Raw genomic sequence first — 20,233 nt, 5'->3', positions numbered from 1 at the left:
AGTATGTCACAATGGTCGGCGTGTCGATAGACGGCGATGTGTCAGTGATCAACGTGCCCGCCGATATAGTCACGACGGTGAGCACTTCCCTCGACGGCCTGCCCGAGCAGCACTCGGCCAAGGCGGCCCGGCTGCTGGCGGCGGCCAGTGACCTGCTGGTCGCGCGCGGGGTCAAGGGATTCACCGTCGCCGATGTCGCGCAGCGGGCGCACGTCGGCAAAGGGACCGTCTACCTGTACTGGCCCACCAAAGAGGACCTGCTGATCGGGCTGCTCGGCCGCAATTTCATGAGCATCATGGACGGCCTGGTTCAGCGCGTCACCGACGAGCCCGACCTGGTCCGGCCGTCACGCTTCTGCCCGATGATGCTGCAGAACGTGGCCACCAATCCCCTCATCTCCGCGTTGCAGGACCACAACGAGGACCTGCTCGGCGTGCTGGCCGACCACCCCCGGTCGGTGACCCTGCACCGTGAGCTCGGACCGAGCGCCATGCTGCACGGCATCCTGCCGATCTGGCGCCGCCACGGGCTGGCCCGCGAGGACTGGGAAGTCAAAGAGCAGGCAATGGCACTGCACCTCCTGATCACCGGTGCCGTGACCTCGATCGTGCGGCCCGAGCCGGACTGGGTCGGCACCGATCCGCTCCAGGTGTTGGGCCCTGCGGTGACCGCCTTGCTGGGACCCGAACGGGCCAACCGCAAGCAGGTACAGACCACCGCGACGGAGATCGTCGAGTTTCTCCGCGAAGGTCAGGCCGCCGCGCTGCAGATCCTCAATGGCTGACGGGGAGGACTCCCCCGCAGTTCGGCGCTGGCCGCACATCCTGCGTCTGGCGGTCTTCGTCGCCCTGCTGCTGACGATGTTCTACCTGGTCGCCATCGCTCGCGTGATCAACGTCGACCAGATCCGCGATGCCGTCGCCGCCACCGGCCCTGTCGCGCCGGTGGCCTACCTCCTGGTGGCGGCCGTCCTGGCCGCGATCTTCGTCCCCGGCCCACTGCTGGCCGCCGGCAGCGGCTTTCTGTTCGGGCCTGTTCTGGGCACGTTCGTGACGCTCGGGTCGACGGTGACCACGGCGACCATCGCCGCCCTCGTGGGCCGGCGCGCCGGACGGGACAGCGCGCGGGCACTAATCGGCGAGGAGTGGTCCCAGCGCATCGACGGCCAGATCAAGCGCCGCGGGCTGTGGGCGGTCGTCGGACAGCGCTTCATCCCCGGCATCTCCGACGCGCTGGCCTCCTACGCGTTCGGCGCGTTCGGAATGCCGTTGTGGCAGATGGCAATCGGTGCGTTCATCGGGTCGGCGCCGCGCGCCTTCGTCTACACCGCACTGGGGGCCTCGATCTCGGATCTTTCCTCTCCGCTGGCGTATGCCGCCATCGGGGTCTGGTGCGTGACCGCGATCATCGGGGCGTTCGCCGCGCACCGGGGTTACCGCAGTTGGCGCGCTCGGGGCCGATAATGGTGCGGTGGCTGATCGCAACGTCCTCGGAGGCGAACTGCAACCCTGCGGTACCGAACCGCTGACCGGCTTCTACCGGGACGGCTGTTGTTCGAGCGGTCCGGAGGATGTCGGCCTGCACACCATCTGCGCGGTCGTGACCGCGGAGTTCCTGGACCACCAGCGTTCGATCGGCAACGACCTGGCCACGCCGATGCCGCAGTACCGATTTCCCGGGCTGGCACCCGGGGACCGCTGGTGCGTCACCGCCCGAAACTGGCTGCGGGCGCATCAGGACGGTTGTGCGGCACCGGTGGTGCTGGCCTGCACCCACGAACGCACGCTGGACCTGGTGCCGCTGGAAACGTTGCAGCAGTACGCCGTCGACGTGCCCGACGACCTCGGCGGGTTGTCCTAGGTCGTCACCGGGGTCACCCCGAGCTGGCCGCCACCGGCTGAGGTGCCAAGGTCGTAGACCACGTCGTACTGGTAGAACAGCTGGATCCCGGAGTTGAGGTAGTACTTGGCCTTGTCGGAGTCCACACCGTAGCGGTCCCCGTCATTGCGATACTCCACCACCTGTGTCGAGCCCTCCGCCTCCTGGCGATCGGTGGTCGTGGTGATCTCGAAGTACGTCTGATGGTTTCCGGACGTGGTGTCGCCCTTCAGCGAGAAGGACAGATTGGCGACTAGAACGCCCTTCTTCTCGTCGTCGTGCGACGGCTGCAGAATCTTGTCGTAGTCGGTGGCCTCAGGGCTCTTGTCGGTGTTGTGGATGGTGGTCTTGGCACCGGTATCGACGACCACCTTGACCTCGGAGTCCTTGATGACGTGCTCGGTGCCGTCGAAGATATTGATCTTGGCTTTGATCAGGTCCTGCTTGTAGAAGCGAACCCCGCTGTTGGGAACCGTTTTGTCCTCGGCCGACTTGTCCTTGTCCATGGCGAAGAAGGCCGTCGCGGAGTTCTGCAGATCCGCTGCCGTCAGCCCGATCTGAACCCAGGCCGTCTGGCTCTGTTCGTCGGCATGAACGATGAATCCTGGTGCGATGCCATTGGCGAAGGTGAACTGGGACAGCAGACTTGTGAGGCCGTCCGCTTCGTAGTTGGGCCCGACGCCGAAATCGCCGTAGAACGCCTTCTCCACCGGCGGCGGATGGATGCCGCCGTCGATCGACGTTCCGCTGGGCGTCCACAGATTTCTGCTTCCGTTGGTGATGAGGTTGGCCTGCCCGACCTGCACGCTCCCGGTGGACGCCAGCGGCAGCGAGTTGCCCTGCGCGAACAACGACACCGTGGTGGTGGCGGCCACGCCGCTGTAGGTGATCCCACTGTCGTCGCCACGCGAGACCAGGGTGGTCGAGCCGCGCACGCCGTTGCCCCACCAGTCCGAGATCTTCGGGTCATTGGATGCGTAGGCCGCGAAGAATCCTGAAGCGCCCGTGTCGAATTCGAAGAGTTTCGGGGTGGCGCCGTTACCGAGGGTGGCGTAGATGCCAAGCTTCTTGGTATCGGCTGTTCCGTCCCCGTCGGAGTCGATGTCGGTGAAGTAGAGCGGCACCGTGATGGGTGTGGTGATGACGCCGACGCTGGCGGGGAACAGCGTCCGGCGGACCACCCACAGCGCGCTTTCGAGAACGTAGTTGACGGGCCCCTGCGGAAGGACCGAGAGCAGGTTCGCCACCGAATACAGCAGTCCGTTCACGGCCTGCGGCAGCTTCGAGAACGTAGTTGACGGGCCCCTGCGGAAGGACCGAGAGCAGGTTCGCCACCGAATACAGCAGTCCGTTCACGGCCTGCGGCAGCGTCGGGGCCGGGGTGGGTGCGGAGGACAGCGCCGGCGTGGGGGCGGTGGACAGAACTCGCCGTGTCGATCCCACGACGGTGACCACGCGGCGCACCGGTGCTCTGCTGGCAAAAGCGGTGGGCCGGGTTGCCGACGCGGGACGGGCCGAGTTGGTGCTGGCCGCCGACGATCGTGGCTTGTGGTGGCCTGCTGTGGAGTGCGACCCGGCGGACGGGGCCGAGCCCGTGTCGTCATCGGCCAGGGCTGTTCCCGGCGCGGCGAGAAGGGCCATGCCCACGCCAGCCGCAGCGGCACCCACCTGCAGCCACCGCACCACCGGCAGTGTCTTTCTCGATGAACCAGACATCCTGACCCCCCGTGGGCTCTGGAACAGTGCTGATGCACAGCTTCCTGGCGAAGACATATCACGCGGGGCGGCACACCGGTGCCGGTTCATCACGCTCAGTCAGCCTGACTTGGGGCGCGATGCCGTCCGCTGGCCCCGGTATGCGACGTGCCGCGTTCACGTGGCTCGGTCGCGGTGCGGGACGGCCTGGCCGGGGCCGACCGCTTGCTGCGGGCCGGCCGGGCCACCGTGGCGGTGGCGGCAGTCCGCGTCGATGCCACCGGGCTGGGTGTGGGCGTCAGGGGCGTCGGATCGCCGTAAGGGTCGATAGCGCCGGCGTACACCGGCGGCCCGCCCACCCCGTACGGTCCCGGCGGGGTGGTGTGGAACGGCCGGTTCGCCGGATCGCCGGTGAGCAGGGCAATCCCGTTGTCCCATCCCGTCGGGATCGCTTCGAGAAAGTTGACCGTGGTCTTGAGCAGGTCGGGCACGTAGAGCCACTGGGCCGGCGTGGGCTGGCCGGGATTGATCGTACGGTCGTAGCCGGCTTCGATGAGAACGCGTAGGGGCGGATCCAGGGTGGCGGCCAACGCCGGGCCGATGAGCGGGATCTGCTCCAGTGGCATCAGCAGCGGCACCGTCTTGGCGGGCGCGAGATAGTAGGTGGTGTCCTGGTATTGGCCCTGCAGCCGGATATCGGTCGCCGCGAAGTAGGCCGTCTCGGGGTGGAGGTAGAGGAACCCGACGAGGACGTTGAGATCGGCGAGTAGGTTGAGCGGGTTGGTCGGGAAGTCAGCCACCGGCTCGTACTGATTGGCGACGTCGACAGTCGTGATCGGATGCGGCTCAGGCGAATTCGTGGTCATCGCCCCGTTGAACGTCACGCCGATGACGGGCAGGTACCACCCGACGAAGCGCTCCAGGATGCCGCCGTTGGGCCGGTTCGGGTTCGCGTTGAGCACGAAGCTCACCGTGGTTCCCGGCGGCGGGTGCGCAATGAGGTCGTACTTCTCCAGAGCGGCGATCCCCGCGCTCTGGGAGTACCCGAACACCACATACGAGGCGTCGGTCAGTGTCGCCGTCTCGGTCAGGGTGTACGGAGGTTTGGTGACGGTGCACGGCTTCTTGCGCAGGCAGGCATCGAGATTCGCCAGTCCGATCGCCACCGACTCGTCGTAGGGCAGGTCCCAGAAGCCGGTGTCGAACCGGAACTGCTCGGGACTGTAGACGGCGGCCGGCGAGCACACCCCGCCACACAATCCCGACGGTGAGACGTACAGGGAGCCGGCCTTGTCGATGTACTGGGTGATGAACTCGGTGGTGTCCTCGGGAATGCTGAGCGGATGACCCGTGCCGCCGAGGTAGAGCGCCGTGGCAGTCAGCGCGACGACCACCGACGGCAGCGGCGTCAGTGCCAGCAACAACACGGCGCCGAAAACCAGAATGGTCGCCATCCCTGATCGGGCAGCTTTGCCCATACTGGGACCCCCGTCCCTCACGATGTTGCCTCAGCATGGCAAATCTTGGTCCGGACGGATGCAGAATCAGATCACTTGAAACGTGAACAATTGGCGCACTAGTTCCGGACGACCACCATCTTCAATGCCGGTTGCAGCCAGTGCCCGGCCGCGTCGTCCCAGCCGACCGTGGTGGTGGGCACGGCGAGCGGATCGATACGGCCGGCCGCCACCAGGTCGAGTAGTTCGGGAAGGTAGCGCCGGGAATCAGCTCGCGAGGTGTGGAAAGTGATTCCGCGCGTGTACATCTCGAGCAACGGCAGCGGCGTCTCCGGGGTGAAGTGAATCGTCACCGATGTCAGCCGGCCGTACGCCTCAGTGGATCGGATCGCGCAGTGCAGGCCCTCCTGCTGCAGGGAAGCGGCGACGACGATCGGGGCCCGGTCGAGGCGGCGCGGAAACTCACCGCCCACGTCGATCACGTCGGCGCCCAGGTCGGCGGCGGCGGCCAGCCGCTGCGGGTCACCGTCGGCATAGCGGATCCGTCCGGCGCCCAAGGCCTGCGCGCACAGGATCGTATAGAGACTGATCGACGGCGCGTCTCCGCCGACGATGAGGACGTCAGAGCCCGGCCGTTCCCGCAGGCCGTCGACGACGGCCCGGTATCCGTCGATGACGTTGTCGGGGATGGTGGCCAGCGCGACGTCGCTGATCGAGGGCGGCGCCTCCACAAGGAGATGGTCGGCATCGGGCACCAGCAGCAGGTCGGCCAGTCCGCCACCATGGCCGCCGCCTGCCGCGCCGAAGCCGAACGCCGCCCCGGCGCGGGCCTGGTTGGGCAGACACGCGGCGTAGTGCCGCTCGGAGCAGGGCGCGCAGGTGCCGCACGAGACCTGAAACGGCACGGCGACCCGCTGACCGGGTCGGATGCGGTCGACGCCGGGGCCGACGTCGATGACCTCGGCGGCGATTTCGTGGCCGACGGTGAAGGGCCCTGGGAACAGGCCGAAGGCGGCCATCGCGATATCGAGATCGCAGCGGGAGACGGCCAAGGGCCGCACCACGGCCTGGCGGGCGCCGGGCTGCGGGTCAGGGGCGTCCTGCCACGCCAGCACGCCTGGTTCGACGAATGTCAGTTGCCTCACCAGACCCAGTATGGCCGGGCCGCGGCGGATTGATCTTGAGTAGGGCGGGCGGGGCTCGAACCCGCGACCAGCGGATTATGAGTCCGCGGCTCTAACCGACTGAGCTACCGCCCCCGGTGCGGACCTATGGTCGCATGCTCGGGGGTTCGGCCGCGACAAGCCCCAGGTCAGCCCAGCGCGCTGCCGTCGCTGTCGATGATGCCCTCGACCTCGCCGGCCAGGGCCGACAGCTGCGCCAGCTCGTCCTCGGTGTACTCGCGCGCCGAGTCGTCGAGCACGCACACCGTGCCCACCACCCGGCCGGAACCGTCGTGCACCGGCAGGCCCAGGTAGTTGTGCAGACCGAACTCCACCTCGTCCTCGTTGCCGGCGAAGGTCGCGTCCTCCCGGGAGTCGCGGACGAACACCGGGCTGTCGGAGTCGACCACCCGCTCGCAGTACAGCGGCACCCGGGACTCGTCGGCCAGCGCCTTCTTGCCCGCCGCGCCGACGGTGTAGTGCTGGGTGGCCTCACCTGCGGTCGCAGCCACCACCATCGAGTCAGGCTCCGAACGCATCACCAGCACCGACTTCACCCCCAACTGCTCGGCGATCTTGTCCAACCGGCCGGCCAAGGGCGCCAGTCCTGCGGTGGTATCGGTCTTGTGGGGTTCTGCGCTCGCCATACCCGGAGTGTCCCAGCGGCGGTCGGGATGGTCGAGCGTTTCCCTCACTCCGAATCCGGGTGTAACGATGAAACCTGTGCCGCACACGTCCGCCGCCTTCGCTTCCGACAACGCCGCCCCCGCACATCCGGCCGCACTCAATGCCGTGATCGCCGCCAACCACGGCGCTTTGTCCTCCTACGGCGCCGACCCGATCACCCACCGGGCCAGCGAGCGGATCCGGGAAACGTTCGAGGCGCCGGAGGCCCAAGTGCTGTTCGCCTTCACCGGCACCGCCGCCAACATCATTGCGCTGTCCGCAGCGGTACGCCCCTGGGACGAAATCCTGTGCAGCGATATCGCGCACTCCCTGATGGATGAGGCCGGCGGCCCGGTCCGCATCTCCGGCGCCAGCCTGGTCCCACTGCCCAGCGACGACGGCATCATTGACCCGGAGCTGCTGACCCGGCGGATCACCCGCCGCGGTGAGGTGCACCATTCCCAGCCGCGCATTGTCAGCATCACCCAGTCCACCGAGAACGGCCGGGTCTGGCAGCCCGATGCCCTGGCGGCTTTCGTCAAGCATGCCCACAGCCTGGATCTGCTGGTCCACGTCGACGGCGCCCGGATCGCCAATGCCATTGCCGCTCTAGGCGTTACACCGGCCGAAGCCATCGCCGACGCCGATATCGTGACGGTCGGCGGCACCAAGATCGGCATGATGTTCGGCGACGCCATTCTGGTGCGTCGCCCCGAACACTTCACCGGTATCGAGTTCACCCAGAAGCAGATCGGCCATCTCGCCAGTAAACATCGTTACGTATCAGCGCAATTCGACGCCATGCTGACCGACGGCGAGTGGCTGCGAGCGGCTGCCCATGCCAATGCGATGGCAGCCTGGCTGTCCACCGGCATGACCGATCTCGGTCTGCCGCTGGCCTCCCCCGCCGACGCCAACGAGGTGTTCGTCGAGCTGGACCCGCACACCCTGCGTGCGATTCGCGAGCACTTCGTCGTCCACGTCCCCGACCCGCACAAACCGGCGGTGCGGTTCGTCTGCTCGTGGGCCACCACCGACGAAGACGTCGACGCCGCACTCGGCGTGCTCAGGCGTACTGCGTCTGACCGTCCGCGTCGATGAGATAACGCTCGGTGCCCTCGGCAACCCGGGGGGCGTCGGCAGCCAGCGCCACCGCAATCTTGTTGCTGGCGTTGCGCATCACATCCAGCGTGAGCTCGCGGGCCTGCTCGGCGGTGAAGTGCTCGCGCACCCCGGCCGCCACCGCGGGACTGATCCGGGCCGGCGACCAGATCAGCGCGTCGACATAGCGCAGGGCGGCCTTGTGCGCATCGGAGAGCAACGCCGAGTTCTCGTAGTGCTCGATGTCCTCGTAGAGGGTTTCCGAACCACCCGCGTCCAGCGCGTTGCCCTCGCGCAGCGACTTGCACAGCCGGCAGTTGTGCTGGGCCGCGCCGCGCAGCCGCACCACCTCGGAGGTCACCGGATCCAGTGCCCGCAGCCGGGCCACCCCGGGCAGCAGCCGGTTGAACACCACGTCGCCGACGTCGATGCCGGCGTCCCAGCGCGGCGACTCGGGCAGCCACGGGATCGGCTGCCCCAGTACCTCCAGCCCGTTGCGGACCCGCGGCAGGAAGTCGGCGACGAACATCTGGATCACCGCCCCGAAGCTCGCCGCGCCCAGCGCACCGGTGAGCGCCGCGCGCTGGGCATCCGACACCGCGGAGACGTCCACGCTGAACTGTTCGGCGAAATCGGCCACGATCCGCTCGGTGTCCGACTCGGGTTCGGTCACCGCCTGCTCGGACGGCAGCGGGGTCAGCTGCAGTGCGGTCGCGCACGTCGAGCGGATCAACCCCACCAGCCGCTGCTGGTCGGGCGCGGACTGCACGACGAGGGAGGTCAGCTCAGCATCGAGATCGTCGCTCATCTTCAGGATTATTGCGCCTGGCTGACCGAGGACATGTGGAAGTCCGGGATTCGCAGGGTGGGCATCACCGCGCGGGTGGCCCAGTCACCCCATTCGCGCGGCAGGGTCGCCTCGGCCACACCGGCTTCGGTGGCCCGCCGCAACAGGTCCAGCGGGCTCTCGTTGAACCGGAAGTTGTTGACCGCGGCGGTCACTTCGCCATCCTCGATCAGGTACACCCCGTCGCGGGTGAGCCCGGTCAGCAGCAGCGTGGTGGGGTCGACGGTACGGATGTACCACAGGGTGGTCAGCAGCAGACCCCGCTCGGTGGCGGCCACCATATCGGCCAGATCGGCGCTACCACCGGTCATCAGCAGGTTGTCGGCGGGCACCGCGGGGTTCGTACCGAACTCGGCGGCGGCCGCGCGCGGGTAGGCCAGCGCGTGGATGGCGCCGTCCCGGATCCAGTCGACGCGGCCGATGTCGATTCCGTTGTCGAACACCGAGATTCGCTCCGAGCTACTGGTGGCGTGCACGAACGGCGCGCACTCCTGGCCCGCCGCGAACGGGTCGGAGTACATCGTGAGCGGTAGGTCGGTGAGCTTCTCCCCCACCCGGGTTCCGCCGCCCGGCGCCGACAGCGCGGTGCGGCCCTCCTGCGCGCCCCGACCGTCCATCGACCAGCCCAGGTAGATCATCATGTCGGCCACCGTCGACGGCGGCATCAGCGTCTCGTAGCGGCCGGCGGGCAGCTCGACGGTCCTCTTCGCCCAACCCAGCCGCAGGGCGAGGTCGTCGAGCAGGGCGTCGGTGGGCACGTCGGTGAACCACGGGGTGCTGACCCCGGCCCAGGCGCTGGCGCCGTCACGTTTGGCGTTGATCTCCACAGTTCCGGTGGGCTGGGTGAAGCGGCGGCGCACCCCCGTCGAAGTGGCCAGGAACGTCGTCTCGACCAGGTGATGGGCGTAGCCGTAGAGCTTGTCGGTGCCGGCGAATCCGCGGGTCAGGGATTCGGCGACGTCGCTGAACACCTCGGCCCCGGTCCCGGCGACCGCCTCGTTCCAGTCCTGCGGTGTGCTGCCACCGGACAGCAGCGGGGCATTGTCGCGGGCCTCGGGTGCGGCATGGGCCGCCTGCTCGGCGGCGGCCACCACGGCGGGGATCGCTGCCGGGTCGACGTCACTGGTGCGGATCGCCCCGGTGTGGGCGGCACTGCCCTTGCGGACGATGGAGATCACCGTGGTGGTGCGGGTGGTTCCGACGCCGTTGGTGGTCATCGAGTTCCCGGCCCACCGCAGCGACGCCTCGGCCCGGTCGGTGACGATGACGATGGTCTCGTCGGCAGTGGCGGCGGCCAGGGCGAGTTCGACGACCTGCTGTGCGGGGATCACCGGCCGGCCTCCTCACGGGTATTGAGCACGTTCACACCGCGGAACAGGGCTGACGGGCAGCCGTGGCTGACGGCGGCGACCTGACCGGGCTGGGCCTTGCCGCAGTTGAACGCCCCGCCCAGGCGCCAGGTCGAGGGCCCGCCGACGGCTTCCATGGAGTTCCAGAAGTCGGTGGTGGTGGCCTGATAGGCGACGTCACGCAGTTGGCCGTCCAGCTTGCCGTCGCGAATCCGGAAAAACCGCTGCCCGGTGAACTGGAAGTTGTAGCGCTGCATATCGATTGACCACGACTTGTCACCGACGATGTAGATGCCGTCGCTGACCCGGCTGATCAGGTCGTCGGTGGACAGGTCCTCGGCGCCCGGCTGCAGCGAGACGTTGGCCATCCGCTGAATCGGCACGTGGTGCGGAGAGTCGGCATAGGAGCAGCCGTTGGAGCGGGCCTGGCCCAGCCGCGGGGCGAACACCCGGTCCAGCTGGTAGCCCACGAAGATGCCGTCGCGCACCAGATCCCAGCTCTGCGCGGCCACCCCTTCATCGTCGTAACCGATTGTCGCCAAACCGTATTCGACGGTACGGTCGGCGGTCACGTTCATCACCGGTGAGCCGTAGCGCATGGTGTTGAGCTTGTCCGGGGTGGCGAACGAGGTGCCGGCATAGGCCGCCTCATAGCCGATCGCGCGGTCGTATTCGGTGGCGTGCCCGATGGATTCGTGGATCGTCAGCCACAGGTTGGTCGGGTCGATCACCAGGTCGGTGGGGCCGGCGACGACGCTGGGCGCCTTGGTCTTCTCGGCCAGCAGGGTGGGCAGTTCGGCGAGCTCGGAGGTCCAGTCCCAGACCTCGTCACCGGCGACCGCCTCCCACCCGCGCGCGGTGGGCGGGGCCAGGGTGCGCATCGACTCGAAGCTGCCCGCGGCGGCGTCGACGGCCACCGCCTCCAGCATCGGCATCACCCGCACCCGCTGCTGGGTGATGCTCGAGCCGAAGGTGTCGGCGTAGAAAACCTGCTCCTTGACGGTGTTGACCATCGCCGAGACGTGGTCCACCCCGTCGGACGCCAGCAGCCGGCCGGAGTACTCCCCCAGCAGCGCGATCTTGTCGGCGGTGGACACGCTGAACGGATCGATGGCGTACGTCGAGACCCAGGTGGCATCGGAGTAGACCGGCTCGGCGGCCAGCTCGATGCGCTCGGCGTTCAGCGCGGCCAGGGTGGTCGCGACGGACACTGCCCGGCGGGCGGTGTCGGCGGCGACCTCGGGTGCCAGTTCGGCGTGCGAGGCGAAGCCCCAGGTGCCGTCGACGATCACCCGCACCGCCAGGCCGATCTCGCGGTCGGTGACCGCCGCCTCCAGCTCGCCGTCGCGCAGCTGGACCACCTCGTTGGTGATCGCGTGGATGCGCAGGTCGGCGTAGCTGGCGCCGGCGGCCCGGGCCGCGGACAGGGCGGCGTCGGCCAGTTTGTGACGTGGCAGGGCCAGGAAGTCGGGGTCGACGTCACGAGAACTCACCGCTACACCGTAACCGGCGGCCCCGCTCACGGGCTTTAATGCTCAGGTGAGTAATCGGCGTGGGCGCAGCACCCTGCTGGGGTACGCGCTGTTGGCGCCGAGCCTGTTCGGCGTGGTGTGTTTTCTGCTGCTGCCGATGCTGGTGGTGGTGTGGCTGAGCCTGCACCGCTGGGACTTGCTGGGCCCGATCCGCTATGTGGGACTGGATAATTGGCGCTCGGTGCTGACCGATCCCGGGTTCGGCAACTCGCTGCTGGTGACGTTGGCGTTCATCGCGATCGTGGTGCCCGCCCAGATTCTGCTCGGACTGCTGGCGGCCTGGCTGCTGGCCCGCGAACTTCCCGGCAGCGGCGTGTTCCGCACCCTCTACGTGCTGCCGTGGGTGTGCTCGCCGCTGGCGGTGGCCGTCCTGTGGCACTGGATCCTGGCACCCACCGACGGCGCGGTGAGCACCGTGCTGGGCCGGCCCGTGGAGTGGCTGACCGACCCCGGCCTGGCCCTGCCGGTGGTGTCGGCGGTGACGGTGTGGACCAACGTCGGCTACGTGACGCTGTTCTTCCTGGCCGGGATCCTGGCGATCCCGCCGCAGATCCAGGCCGCCGCCCGCCTCGACGGTGCGACCAGCTGGCAGCGGTTCTGGCATGTCACCCTGCCGATGCTGCGCCCGACGCTGTTCTTCGTGTCGGTCACCGGCATCGTCAGCGCCGCGCAGGTGTTCGACACCGTCTACGCCCTCACCGGCGGCGGGCCGGCGGGCCGCACCGACCTGGTGGCGCATCGCATCTACGCCGAGGCGTTCGGGGCGGCCGCGATCGGACGGGCCGCGGTGATGGCATTGGTGCTGTTCGTGATCCTGGTCGGCGCGACGATCGTGCAGCACCTCTACTTCCGTCGACGGATCAGCTATGACCTCACGTAACGCGCTGGTCTACGGCTGCCTGGTGGCCGGGGCGGTGATCACGCTGGCGCCGTTCGGCCTCGGGCTGCTGACGTCGTTCACCTCGGCTCAGCAGTTCGCCACGGGTACCCCACTGTCGATGCCGAACCCGCCGACGCTGGCCAACTACGGCGCTCTGGGCGACGCGGGGTTTGGGCGGGCGCTGGCGGTGACCGCGCTGATGACGGCGATCATCACCCTTGCACAACTGGTGTTCTCGGTGCTGGCCGGGTATGCGTTCGCCCGGTTGAACTTCCGCGGCCGCGACGCCCTGTTCTGGGTGTACATCGCCACCCTGATGGTGCCGGCGACGGTGACGGTGGTGCCGCTGTATCTGATGATGGCCGAACTCGGGCTGCGCAACACGTTCTGGGCGCTGGTGCTGCCGTTCCTGTTCGGCTCGCCGTACGCGATCTTCCTGCTGCGGGAGTACTTTCGGGCCATCCCGGCTGATCTGGTGAACGCCGCCCGCTTGGACGGCGCCAACACCCTGGACGTGATCGTGCATGTGGTGCTGCCGGCCAGCAAGCCGATCCTGGTGACGCTGACGTTGATCACTGTTGTTTCGCAATGGAATTCGTTCATGTGGCCGCTGGTCATCACCAGCGGCCGCACCTGGCGGGTGCTGACGGTGGCCACCGCGGGCCTGCAGACGCAGTACAACGCGCAGTGGACGCTGGTGATGGCGGCGACGACGGTGGCGATCGTCCCGTTGCTGGGGCTGTTCCTGGCGTTCCAGCGCCATATCGTGCGCTCGATCGTGGTGACGGGGCTGAAATGAGGCCGCGCTCTTCGACTCTCCTGCTGGGCGCACTGCTGGCCGTGGTGCTGGTGCTGATCGGCTGTGTGTGGGTCCTCGGCCGCACCGACGAGCCCAGCGGCAAGGTCGTGATCACGGTGCGGTTGTGGGATCAGCAGGTCGCCGCCGCCTACCGCGACTCCTTCGCCGAGTTCAACCGGACCCACCCCGGTATCGAGGTGCGCACCAATGTGGTGGCCTACGCCAGCTACTTCGACACCCTGCGCACCGATGTGGCCGGCGGCGGCGCCGATGACATCTTCTGGATCAACAACGCCTACTTCGCCGAATACGCCGACAACAACCGACTGATGGCCCTGCAACCCGGCCCGGACTGGGACCGCTCGGTGGTCAACCAGTTCACCCGCAACGGTGTGCTCTGGGGTGTGCCACAACTGACCGACGCGGGTATTGCCGTCTACTACAACGCCGACCTGCTGGCCGCCGACGGCGTGCGCCCGAACGAACTCGACACGCTGCGGTGGGATCCCGACCCCGCCGTCGACAACCTGCGGCCGTTGCTCAAGCGCCTCACCCACGGCAGGCAGTGGGGTTACAACGCCGCCAACGACTTACAGGGCATCTATCTCAACTACATCGGCTCAGCCGGCGGCGTGTTCGCCACCGACGACCGGTTCGCTTTCGACAACCCGCAGGCGGTCACCGCGTTCGACTACATCGTCGGCCTGATCAACACCGACAAGGTCGCACCGCCGGCATCCGACACCAACGGCAATGGCGACTTCTCCCGCAACCAGTTCCTGGCCGGGCGGATGGCACTGTTCCAGTCCGGCACCTACAACCTGGCGCAGATCGCCGAGCAGGCGCCGTTCCGCTGGGGCGTGGCGATGCTTCCGATCGGCCCGGCGGGGCGGGTCAGCGTCACCAACGGCATTGCCGCCGCGGGCAATCCGGCCAGCAAGCACCCGGGTGCGGTCCGCGAGGTACTGGCCTGGCTGGGCAGCACTCCGGGCAACGCGTACTTGGGCCGGCGCGGTGCAGCCATCCCCGCCGTCCTGCCCGCACAACAGGTCTACTTCGACTACTGGTCGGCCAAGGGCATCGACGTCAGCCCGTTCTTCCGGGTGCTCGACGGCCCGCGGATCGCCGCACCCGGCGGAGCGGGCTTCGCGGCCGGGTATCAGGCGATCAAGCCCTACTTCGACGAGATGTTCCTGGGCCGAACGCCGGTGGCCGACGCCCTGGCCGCCGCACAACGGGCGGCCAACATCGCGGCAACCCGCTAGCCGAAGACGGTCAGTTCCAGGACGATCGACAGCACACACACCGTGGCGGTGACCGCCAGGGCCACCCAGTCGGCGCGGCGCGGACCCGAGGGGGCGGCCGCGATCTGACCGGTGCCGCCGCGGGCGGTGATGGCGTCGCCCATCTCGTCGGCCCGGCGCAGCGTCACCGTGATACCGGCCGCCAGCAGGTCGACGATCTCGATGGCCCAGCGCCGGCGGCGGGCCCGCCGCGACGTCAGCACCGGGGCGGGGCGCAGCCGCCGGGCGGCATACATCATCCGGAACTCGTCGAGCAGCATCGGAAAAGCCCGCAGCGCCAACGACAGTGCGACCGCCCAGTCATCGACCGGGATGCGGAAGACCTTGAACGGACGGCCCAGTTTCGCCACGGCCGGAGCGACGTCGGCGACATTCGTCGTCCACGACACCAGGCCGGCCAGGGCGATCAGCAGGAAGGACACCGCGGTCAGGCGCAGGAAGTTCAGCAGGCCGTGCAGGCCGATCGTGAGCGGTCCGAGGTGGATCTCCGGGCTGCCACCCGCTAGCGCTGCGGTGACACCGCCCAGGAAGATCAACAGCCACAACCACTTCGGGATGGTCGGCACCACACCCCAGGTGACACGCGCCAGCCACAGCGCGACGCCGACCAGGACGGTGACCAACGCGATCGGCACCCAGCCCGGATAGAACGCGAGCAGCGCTGAGAGCGCCAGTACGATCAGGATCTTGGTGCCGGCCCACAGTTCGTGGATAGTCGAGGTGCCCGGCGTCGGGCGCAGCAGGACCACAGGCCGGCGCTGGCGGGTGGACGTCATGCCATCCCTCCTGCCGCCGTCGGGGCCGCGGCCAGCACCCCGTCGTCGAGATGCAGTGTCTGCGGGCACAGCTCCTCGAGTCCGACGAAATCGTGCGAGATCACCACGACGGTCAACCCGGTGTTGCGGCGCAGATCGGTCAGCAGGCGCAGCAGCCCGCGCTGAGCGCCGGCGTCCAGACCGGCCAGCGGTTCGTCGAGGATCAGCGCCTGCGGCGAGCGGGCCAGCAAACCGGCCAGCACGACGCGCCGCATCTGACCACCCGACAACTGGTCGATGCGCCGGCGCGCCAGTGAGGCGTCCAGTCCGACGGTCGCCAGCGCCTCGGCTACCCGGGCCTTGTCATCGGGCGAAAAGCCCGCTGCCGACGCCACTTCCAGGTCGACGCGCGCCCGCATCAACTGCAGGCGGGCCGCCTGGAACGCGATCGCCACCTCCCCGACGTGTTCGTCAGCGGGCCGGCCGCGCACCAGGCAGGAGCCGGTGGTCGGGGTGATCAGCCCCGCCATGATCCAGGCCAGCGTCGACTTCCCGGATCCGTTGCCGCCGTGGATGAGCAGGCCCTCGCCCTCGCGGACGGTGAAGTTCACGTCGCGCAGCGCGGGCTTGGCCCACGGTGTGCCGCTGGCGTATTCGTGCCCGACGCCCTGCAACTCCAGCACCGGAGCACCGCCGCGCGGCACGTGCGCCGAGGCGGTGGTGGTCGGTGCGTCCGCACTGTCGACCATGGTCATGTTGTCCAGCGACTCGCTGAGGTTGACGATCCGGTCGGCGGTGTCGGCCTCGTTGGCGTAGTGGGTGATCTGCACCAGGGCCATCCGGTGCCGTTCGGTCAGCCCGGACAGCACGGTGAGCAGACCCTCGCGCCCGCGTTGGTCCACCATGCTGGTGATCTCGTCGGCGATGAGCATCGAGGGTTGCCGGGCCAGAGCCGCCGCGACGGCCAGCCGCTGCAACTCACCGCCGGACAGCCCACCGGTGTCGCGCTCCTCCATCCCGGTGAGGCCGACCTCGTCGAGCAGGGTGGCCACATCGGTCTGCGTTCCCGGCGGCAGACCCCACACCACGTCGTCGGCGACCCTTGTGCCCAGCACCTGGCTCTCGGGGTGTTGCAGGATGATCGCCGTCCCACCGACCTGCCCGAGCCCGACCGAGCCGGGACGCTCGAGGGTGCCCGACGTCGGCTGCCGTCCGGACAGCAGCAGCATCAGGGTGGTCTTGCCCGACCCGTTGGCCCCGGTGATCGCGACGTGCTCCCCAGCCTCGACCGTCATCGACAGGGGCCGCAGCGCGTCATGGTCGGCACCCGGGTAGCGGAAGCGGGCGTCGGCCAGCCGCACCGGCACCGGCGCGACCGGGCCCGTCTCGGCGGGGACGTCCAGCTTGTGCACGTCGGGGATGCCGCGCAGCCGCTCGAGCACCCGGGACAGCGCCCACCACCCGACCAGCGTGACGACCATGATCGAGAAGATCGCGTAAACCATGATGATCAGCGGCCAGTACTGCAGCGCGGTGCTGAAGAACGCCTTGAAGTCCTGCGCGGCGGGCCGGAACGGCTCGAACCGCGACATCACCGACACCACCCCGTCGACGTTGGCGGTCATCGCGTCGAAGGTCAGGGTGCGCAGCCGGACCAGCACGGTGAGGGCGGCGATGATGAACAGCCCGGAGATCACCCCGGCCACCACCGACACCGCGATCACCGTGGGTGTCCCGCGCTTGCGGCGCTTAATGATGCCGGTCAGCCCGCCCACGTACGCGCAGTTGAGCACCACCATGAATCCGGCGATCCCGCCGATCAGGAACGCGATGATGCTGCCGGCGAAGGTGGCCGCGACCAGGACCCGCAGCCGATAGCGGTAGCCGAGCAGCCCCATTGGCACGGTCACCAGCAGCGACAGCCCGCCGGCGAACGGGATCACCACCGACAGGATGGACAACGCTGCAGCGAGGGCGGCCATCACCGAGGCGTGCGCCATCTCGATTGGCGTCATCGATCGGCTGACGGGGGCCTGCGACGGGGAGTCGGGAGAGTGCTCAAGCGCTCCCGGTCGCGTCGCGGTCATCTCACGATTCTGCCAGTCGGGACGTCCTGGTCGCCGATCCGAGGCCCCTGTGAGGAAAGCCACCCCTTACCGGGTTCGCTTAACATAGTAAATCTATGTAAATATGGAGAGATGAGTTCGACGCCCCCACAGACCACTGGCCTGGGTTCCGAACTGCTCAGCGTCGTCGCCAAACTGAACCGGCTGGCCACCCAGCGCATCCGGCTACCGCTGCCCTGGGCGCAGGCCCGGCTGCTCAGCACGATCGACGACCAGGGCGAGGCGCGGATCTCGGATCTGGCCGAACTCGACCACTGCTCGCAGCCGACGATGACCACCCAGGTGCGCCGACTCGAGGACGCGGGATTGGTGGCCCGCACCCCCGATCCGGACGACGCCCGTGCCGTGCGGATCCGCATCACGGCCGAAGGTCAGCGGGTGCTGGCACAGGTCCGTGCGGATCGCGCCGCGGTGATCGACCCGCGGATCGATCGGCTCTCCGCGGAGGACCGCGCCATTCTGTCGGACGCCGTCGGTGCCCTGCACCGCCTCCTCGGCGATCTCGACACCTCTCCCCAATAGTCACTGACCGCACAACAGAAGTTAGGAGGGGCCACACATGTGGCGCCAACCCAAAGCTGTTTGGGCCGTTGCTTTCGCGTCCGTCGTCGCTTTCATGGGCATCGGACTCGTCGACCCGATCCTCAAACCGATCGCCGACAACCTCAATGCCACACCGTCCCAGGTGTCGCTGCTGTTCACCAGCTACATGGCCGTCATGGGAGTGGCCATGCTCATCACCGGAGTGGTGTCGAGCCGCATCGGCCCCAAGCGCACGCTGCTGCTCGGCCTCGTCATCATCATTGCCGGCGCCGGCCTGGCCGGGATGTCGGACACCGTAATGGGCATCGTCGGCTGGCGGGCCCTGTGGGGCTTGGGTAACGCGCTGTTCATCGCGACCGCGCTGGCCACCATCGTCAGCTCGGCGCGCGGTTCGGTGGCGCAGGCGATCATCCTCTACGAGGCCGCGCTGGGCCTGGGCATCGCCGTCGGCCCGCTGGTCGGCGGGGTGCTCGGCTCGATCTCGTGGCGCGGGCCGTTCTTCGGGGTCTCGGTGCTGATGGCCGTCGCCCTGGTGGTCACCGCGGTGTTGCTGCCGGAAACCCCGCGCCCGCAGCGGGCCACCACGCTGGCCGACCCGTTCCGCGCGCTGCGCCACCGGGGCCTGCTCGGGGTCGCGATCACCGCGCTGCTGTACAACTTCGGCTTCTTCACGCTGCTGGCGTTCACCCCGTTCCCGCTGGACATGAGCGCCCACCAGATCGGGCTGATCTTCTTCGGCTGGGGCCTGGCGCTGGCCTTCACCTCGGTGGTGGTGGCACCCCGGCTGCAGGCACGTTTCGGCACCGTCCCCACGCTGCTGGTCAACCTGCTGTGCATGTCGGCCGTACTGGTGGTGATGGCGCTGGGCACCGACCACAAGGCCGTGCTGGCCGCCTGCGTGGTGGTGGCGGGTCTGTTCATCGGCGTCAACAACACGCTGATCACCGAGACCGTCATGAAGGCGGCACCGGTGGAAAGGGGCGTGGCGTCGGCGGCCTACAGCTTCGTGCGCTTCGGTGGCGCGGCGGCGGCGCCGTGGCTGGCCGGTGTGCTCGGTGAGCGGTACGGCGCGCATCTCCCGTTCTGGGTGGGCGCGGCTGCGGTGCTGCTCGGCGCTGGCGTGCTGGGAATGACGAGTCGGCATCTGAGCGGTGTGGACTTCGAGGAGGATGAGCTCGAGGAGATCACCGATCAGGCCACGGCGGTGACGGTCGGCAGCGACAGCTGACCGGCCGCGGCGGGGCCGGACCCGAGGAGAACGATGCAGTTCTGGTGCGGCACCCCGTTCATGAAGCGACCGGCCGAGGGCCCTGCGGTGGCCCGCATGGTCGACGAGGCCGGTTACGACGGCATGATCACCGCCGACCACCTGATCTATCCGCGAGAGCTGCGCTCGCCGTATCCATCGCCCAGCGGTGAACCCGGCTGGGCCCCGGAGACGCCGTGGCCGGACAGCTGGGTTCTGATCGGCGCGATGGCCGCGGTGACCACCCGGCTGCGGTTCTCCAACGCGGTGTATGTCGCACCCGCACGCCCGCTGGTGGAGGTGGCCAAGCAGGTCGCCACCGCCGCCTCGCTGTCCGACGGCCGAGTGTCGCTCGGCGTCGGAATCGGTTGGATGCGTGAGGAATACGAGCTTCTCGGCCAGGAGTTCGCCAACCGCGGCAAGCGGCTGAACGAGATGATCCCGGCGCTGCGGGCGCTGTGGCAGGGCGGCTGGGTGTCCTGGGAGGGGACCTACTACCAGGTTCCCGAGATGATGATCGAACCCCATCCCCCGCAGCCGGTTCCGATCTGGTGCGGCGGCGAGTCCGATGCGGCATTGCGCCGGGCGGCGGGTCTGTGTGACGGCTGGATCGGCACGGCCTACAGCTGGGACGGCGCGGTGGCCTACGTCGAGAAGCTGACCGCGCTGCGCCGCGAATTCGGCCGCGCCGATGAACCTTTCGACATCATGGTGGCGCTGCTGGAACGCCCCACCCCGGATCTGTACAAGCGGGCCGAGGACATCGGGATCACCGCGGTGATGTGCGCCCCGTGGGTAACCGTCCCCGAGATCGAGAACGGCACCGACGTCGAGCGCTACCGCGCCCCCATCGAACGGTTCGCCGAAGCCGTCGTCGCCAAATGCCGGTGA

The 20,233-nt window shown here is 68.5% G+C and carries 19 protein-coding genes and 1 tRNA gene; 10 read left to right on the top strand and 10 right to left on the bottom strand.

Annotated features, from left to right (window positions below):
* Positions 1-77 precede the first annotated feature (77 nt).
* From BN3385_RS16795 to BN3385_RS16785, 3 genes are read left to right on the top strand one after another with little or no spacing between them, the layout of a single operon-like run.
* A complete protein-coding gene (locus BN3385_RS16795; protein WP_231748750.1) occupies positions 78-785 on the top strand; it encodes a TetR/AcrR family transcriptional regulator in 708 nt (235 codons plus the stop codon).
* Complete coding sequence (locus tag BN3385_RS16790) at positions 778-1,464, top strand: TVP38/TMEM64 family protein (RefSeq protein ID WP_059018283.1); 687 nt, start codon at positions 778-780, stop codon at positions 1,462-1,464. The genes BN3385_RS16795 and BN3385_RS16790 overlap by 8 nt, the downstream gene beginning before the upstream one ends.
* 7 nt (positions 1,465-1,471) lie before the next feature.
* The gene (locus BN3385_RS16785; protein WP_059018281.1) at positions 1,472-1,861 is read left to right on the top strand and encodes a DUF2237 family protein; all 390 of its coding nucleotides are present in this window, start codon (positions 1,472-1,474) and stop codon (positions 1,859-1,861) included.
* Here the strand turns inward: BN3385_RS16785 and BN3385_RS16780 are convergent.
* From BN3385_RS16780 to BN3385_RS16760, 5 genes are all read right to left on the bottom strand, one after another.
* Complete coding sequence (locus BN3385_RS16780; protein WP_059018278.1) at positions 1,858-3,147, bottom strand: hypothetical protein; 1,290 nt, start codon at positions 3,145-3,147, stop codon at positions 1,858-1,860. The two genes, BN3385_RS16785 and BN3385_RS16780, sit on opposite strands and share 4 nt — an antisense overlap.
* 543 nt (positions 3,148-3,690) lie before the next feature.
* Positions 3,691-5,028, bottom strand: coding sequence for a PE-PPE domain-containing protein (locus tag BN3385_RS16775; RefSeq protein WP_059018277.1), 1,338 nt, complete (start codon positions 5,026-5,028; stop codon positions 3,691-3,693).
* A gap of 122 nt (positions 5,029-5,150) precedes the next feature.
* Positions 5,151-6,176: an alcohol dehydrogenase catalytic domain-containing protein gene (locus tag BN3385_RS16770; RefSeq protein ID WP_059018275.1), complete on the bottom strand. Its 1,026-nt coding sequence runs from the start codon at positions 6,174-6,176 to the stop codon at positions 5,151-5,153.
* Between the two features lie 40 nt (positions 6,177-6,216).
* Positions 6,217-6,290 (bottom strand) — tRNA-Ile (locus BN3385_RS16765).
* A gap of 53 nt (positions 6,291-6,343) precedes the next feature.
* Complete coding sequence (locus BN3385_RS16760) at positions 6,344-6,841, bottom strand: GAF domain-containing protein (protein WP_059018273.1); 498 nt, start codon at positions 6,839-6,841, stop codon at positions 6,344-6,346.
* A gap of 67 nt (positions 6,842-6,908) precedes the next feature.
* Between BN3385_RS16760 and BN3385_RS16755 the strand changes: the two genes are divergently transcribed.
* A complete protein-coding gene (locus tag BN3385_RS16755) occupies positions 6,909-7,961 on the top strand; it encodes a threonine aldolase family protein (protein WP_059018269.1) in 1,053 nt (350 codons plus the stop codon).
* On the opposite strand, the gene BN3385_RS16750 is transcribed toward BN3385_RS16755, so the two are convergent.
* From BN3385_RS16750 to BN3385_RS16740, 3 genes are read right to left on the bottom strand one after another with little or no spacing between them, the layout of a single operon-like run.
* Positions 7,927-8,769 carry a carboxymuconolactone decarboxylase family protein gene (locus BN3385_RS16750; protein WP_059018267.1) on the bottom strand — a complete coding sequence of 281 codons (843 nt, stop codon included), beginning with the start codon at positions 8,767-8,769 and terminating at the stop codon, positions 7,927-7,929. The genes BN3385_RS16755 and BN3385_RS16750 overlap by 35 nt on opposite strands.
* Before the next feature lie 8 nt (positions 8,770-8,777).
* A complete protein-coding gene (locus BN3385_RS16745; protein WP_059018264.1) occupies positions 8,778-10,139 on the bottom strand; it encodes a metallopeptidase TldD-related protein in 1,362 nt (453 codons plus the stop codon).
* Positions 10,136-11,650, bottom strand: coding sequence for a TldD/PmbA family protein (locus tag BN3385_RS16740; RefSeq protein WP_059022044.1), 1,515 nt, complete (start codon positions 11,648-11,650; stop codon positions 10,136-10,138). The genes BN3385_RS16745 and BN3385_RS16740 overlap by 4 nt, the downstream gene beginning before the upstream one ends.
* 46 nt (positions 11,651-11,696) lie before the next feature.
* Between BN3385_RS16740 and BN3385_RS16735 the strand changes: the two genes are divergently transcribed.
* Genes BN3385_RS16735 through BN3385_RS16725 form a run of 3 tightly spaced genes read left to right on the top strand, consistent with a single transcriptional unit; the run spans position 11,697 to position 14,633 of the window.
* On the top strand, positions 11,697-12,569 hold the full coding sequence (locus BN3385_RS16735) for a carbohydrate ABC transporter permease (protein WP_059018263.1): 873 nt from the start codon (positions 11,697-11,699) through the stop codon (positions 12,567-12,569).
* Positions 12,556-13,368: a carbohydrate ABC transporter permease gene (locus tag BN3385_RS16730; protein ID WP_059018261.1), complete on the top strand. Its 813-nt coding sequence runs from the start codon at positions 12,556-12,558 to the stop codon at positions 13,366-13,368. The genes BN3385_RS16735 and BN3385_RS16730 overlap by 14 nt, the downstream gene beginning before the upstream one ends.
* Positions 13,365-14,633: an ABC transporter substrate-binding protein gene (locus BN3385_RS16725; protein ID WP_059018259.1), complete on the top strand. Its 1,269-nt coding sequence runs from the start codon at positions 13,365-13,367 to the stop codon at positions 14,631-14,633. The genes BN3385_RS16730 and BN3385_RS16725 overlap by 4 nt, the downstream gene beginning before the upstream one ends.
* On the opposite strand, the gene BN3385_RS16720 is transcribed toward BN3385_RS16725, so the two are convergent.
* The gene (locus BN3385_RS16720; RefSeq protein WP_059018258.1) at positions 14,630-15,448 is read right to left on the bottom strand and encodes an energy-coupling factor transporter transmembrane component T family protein; all 819 of its coding nucleotides are present in this window, start codon (positions 15,446-15,448) and stop codon (positions 14,630-14,632) included. The genes BN3385_RS16725 and BN3385_RS16720 overlap by 4 nt on opposite strands.
* A complete protein-coding gene (locus BN3385_RS16715; protein ID WP_059018255.1) occupies positions 15,445-17,514 on the bottom strand; it encodes a DUF2232 domain-containing protein in 2,070 nt (689 codons plus the stop codon). The genes BN3385_RS16720 and BN3385_RS16715 overlap by 4 nt, the downstream gene beginning before the upstream one ends.
* A 111-nt stretch (positions 17,515-17,625) precedes the next feature.
* On the opposite strand from BN3385_RS16715, the gene BN3385_RS16710 reads away from it, so the two are divergent.
* The 3 genes from BN3385_RS16710 to BN3385_RS16700 are packed head-to-tail and all read left to right on the top strand — an operon-like array spanning position 17,626 to position 20,233.
* Complete coding sequence (locus tag BN3385_RS16710; protein WP_059018253.1) at positions 17,626-18,075, top strand: MarR family winged helix-turn-helix transcriptional regulator; 450 nt, start codon at positions 17,626-17,628, stop codon at positions 18,073-18,075.
* 37 nt (positions 18,076-18,112) lie between these two features.
* A complete protein-coding gene (locus BN3385_RS16705; RefSeq protein ID WP_059018251.1) occupies positions 18,113-19,324 on the top strand; it encodes an MFS transporter in 1,212 nt (403 codons plus the stop codon).
* A gap of 33 nt (positions 19,325-19,357) precedes the next feature.
* Positions 19,358-20,233 carry a TIGR03619 family F420-dependent LLM class oxidoreductase gene (locus tag BN3385_RS16700; RefSeq protein WP_059018250.1) on the top strand — a complete coding sequence of 292 codons (876 nt, stop codon included), beginning with the start codon at positions 19,358-19,360 and terminating at the stop codon, positions 20,231-20,233.

This window comes from Mycobacterium sp. M26, from assembly GCF_001494595.1.
In the GTDB taxonomy this organism is placed as follows: Bacteria; Actinomycetota; Actinomycetes; order Mycobacteriales; family Mycobacteriaceae; genus Mycobacterium.
This window is presented reverse-complemented; position numbering and strand designations above follow the sequence as displayed.

What these genes read in the sequence shown, in the direction of transcription:
- BN3385_RS16790 (WP_059018283.1), top strand. Translation starts at nt 778, where the DNA reads ATGGCTGACGGGGAGGACTCCCCCGCAGTTCGGCGCTGGCCGCACATC.
- BN3385_RS16775 (WP_059018277.1), bottom strand. Translation starts at nt 5,028, where the DNA reads ATGGCGACCATTCTGGTTTTCGGCGCCGTGTTGTTGCTGGCACTGACG.
- BN3385_RS16760 (WP_059018273.1), bottom strand. Translation starts at nt 6,841, where the DNA reads ATGGCGAGCGCAGAACCCCACAAGACCGATACCACCGCAGGACTGGCG.
- BN3385_RS16755 (WP_059018269.1), top strand. Translation starts at nt 6,909, where the DNA reads ATGAAACCTGTGCCGCACACGTCCGCCGCCTTCGCTTCCGACAACGCC.
- BN3385_RS16750 (WP_059018267.1), bottom strand. Translation starts at nt 8,769, where the DNA reads ATGAGCGACGATCTCGATGCTGAGCTGACCTCCCTCGTCGTGCAGTCC.
- BN3385_RS16730 (WP_059018261.1), top strand. Translation starts at nt 12,556, where the DNA reads ATGACCTCACGTAACGCGCTGGTCTACGGCTGCCTGGTGGCCGGGGCG.
- BN3385_RS16725 (WP_059018259.1), top strand. Translation starts at nt 13,365, where the DNA reads ATGAGGCCGCGCTCTTCGACTCTCCTGCTGGGCGCACTGCTGGCCGTG.
- BN3385_RS16720 (WP_059018258.1), bottom strand. Translation starts at nt 15,448, where the DNA reads ATGACGTCCACCCGCCAGCGCCGGCCTGTGGTCCTGCTGCGCCCGACG.
- BN3385_RS16715 (WP_059018255.1), bottom strand. Translation starts at nt 17,514, where the DNA reads ATGACCGCGACGCGACCGGGAGCGCTTGAGCACTCTCCCGACTCCCCG.
- BN3385_RS16710 (WP_059018253.1), top strand. Translation starts at nt 17,626, where the DNA reads ATGAGTTCGACGCCCCCACAGACCACTGGCCTGGGTTCCGAACTGCTC.
- BN3385_RS16705 (WP_059018251.1), top strand. Translation starts at nt 18,113, where the DNA reads ATGTGGCGCCAACCCAAAGCTGTTTGGGCCGTTGCTTTCGCGTCCGTC.
- BN3385_RS16700 (WP_059018250.1), top strand. Translation starts at nt 19,358, where the DNA reads ATGCAGTTCTGGTGCGGCACCCCGTTCATGAAGCGACCGGCCGAGGGC.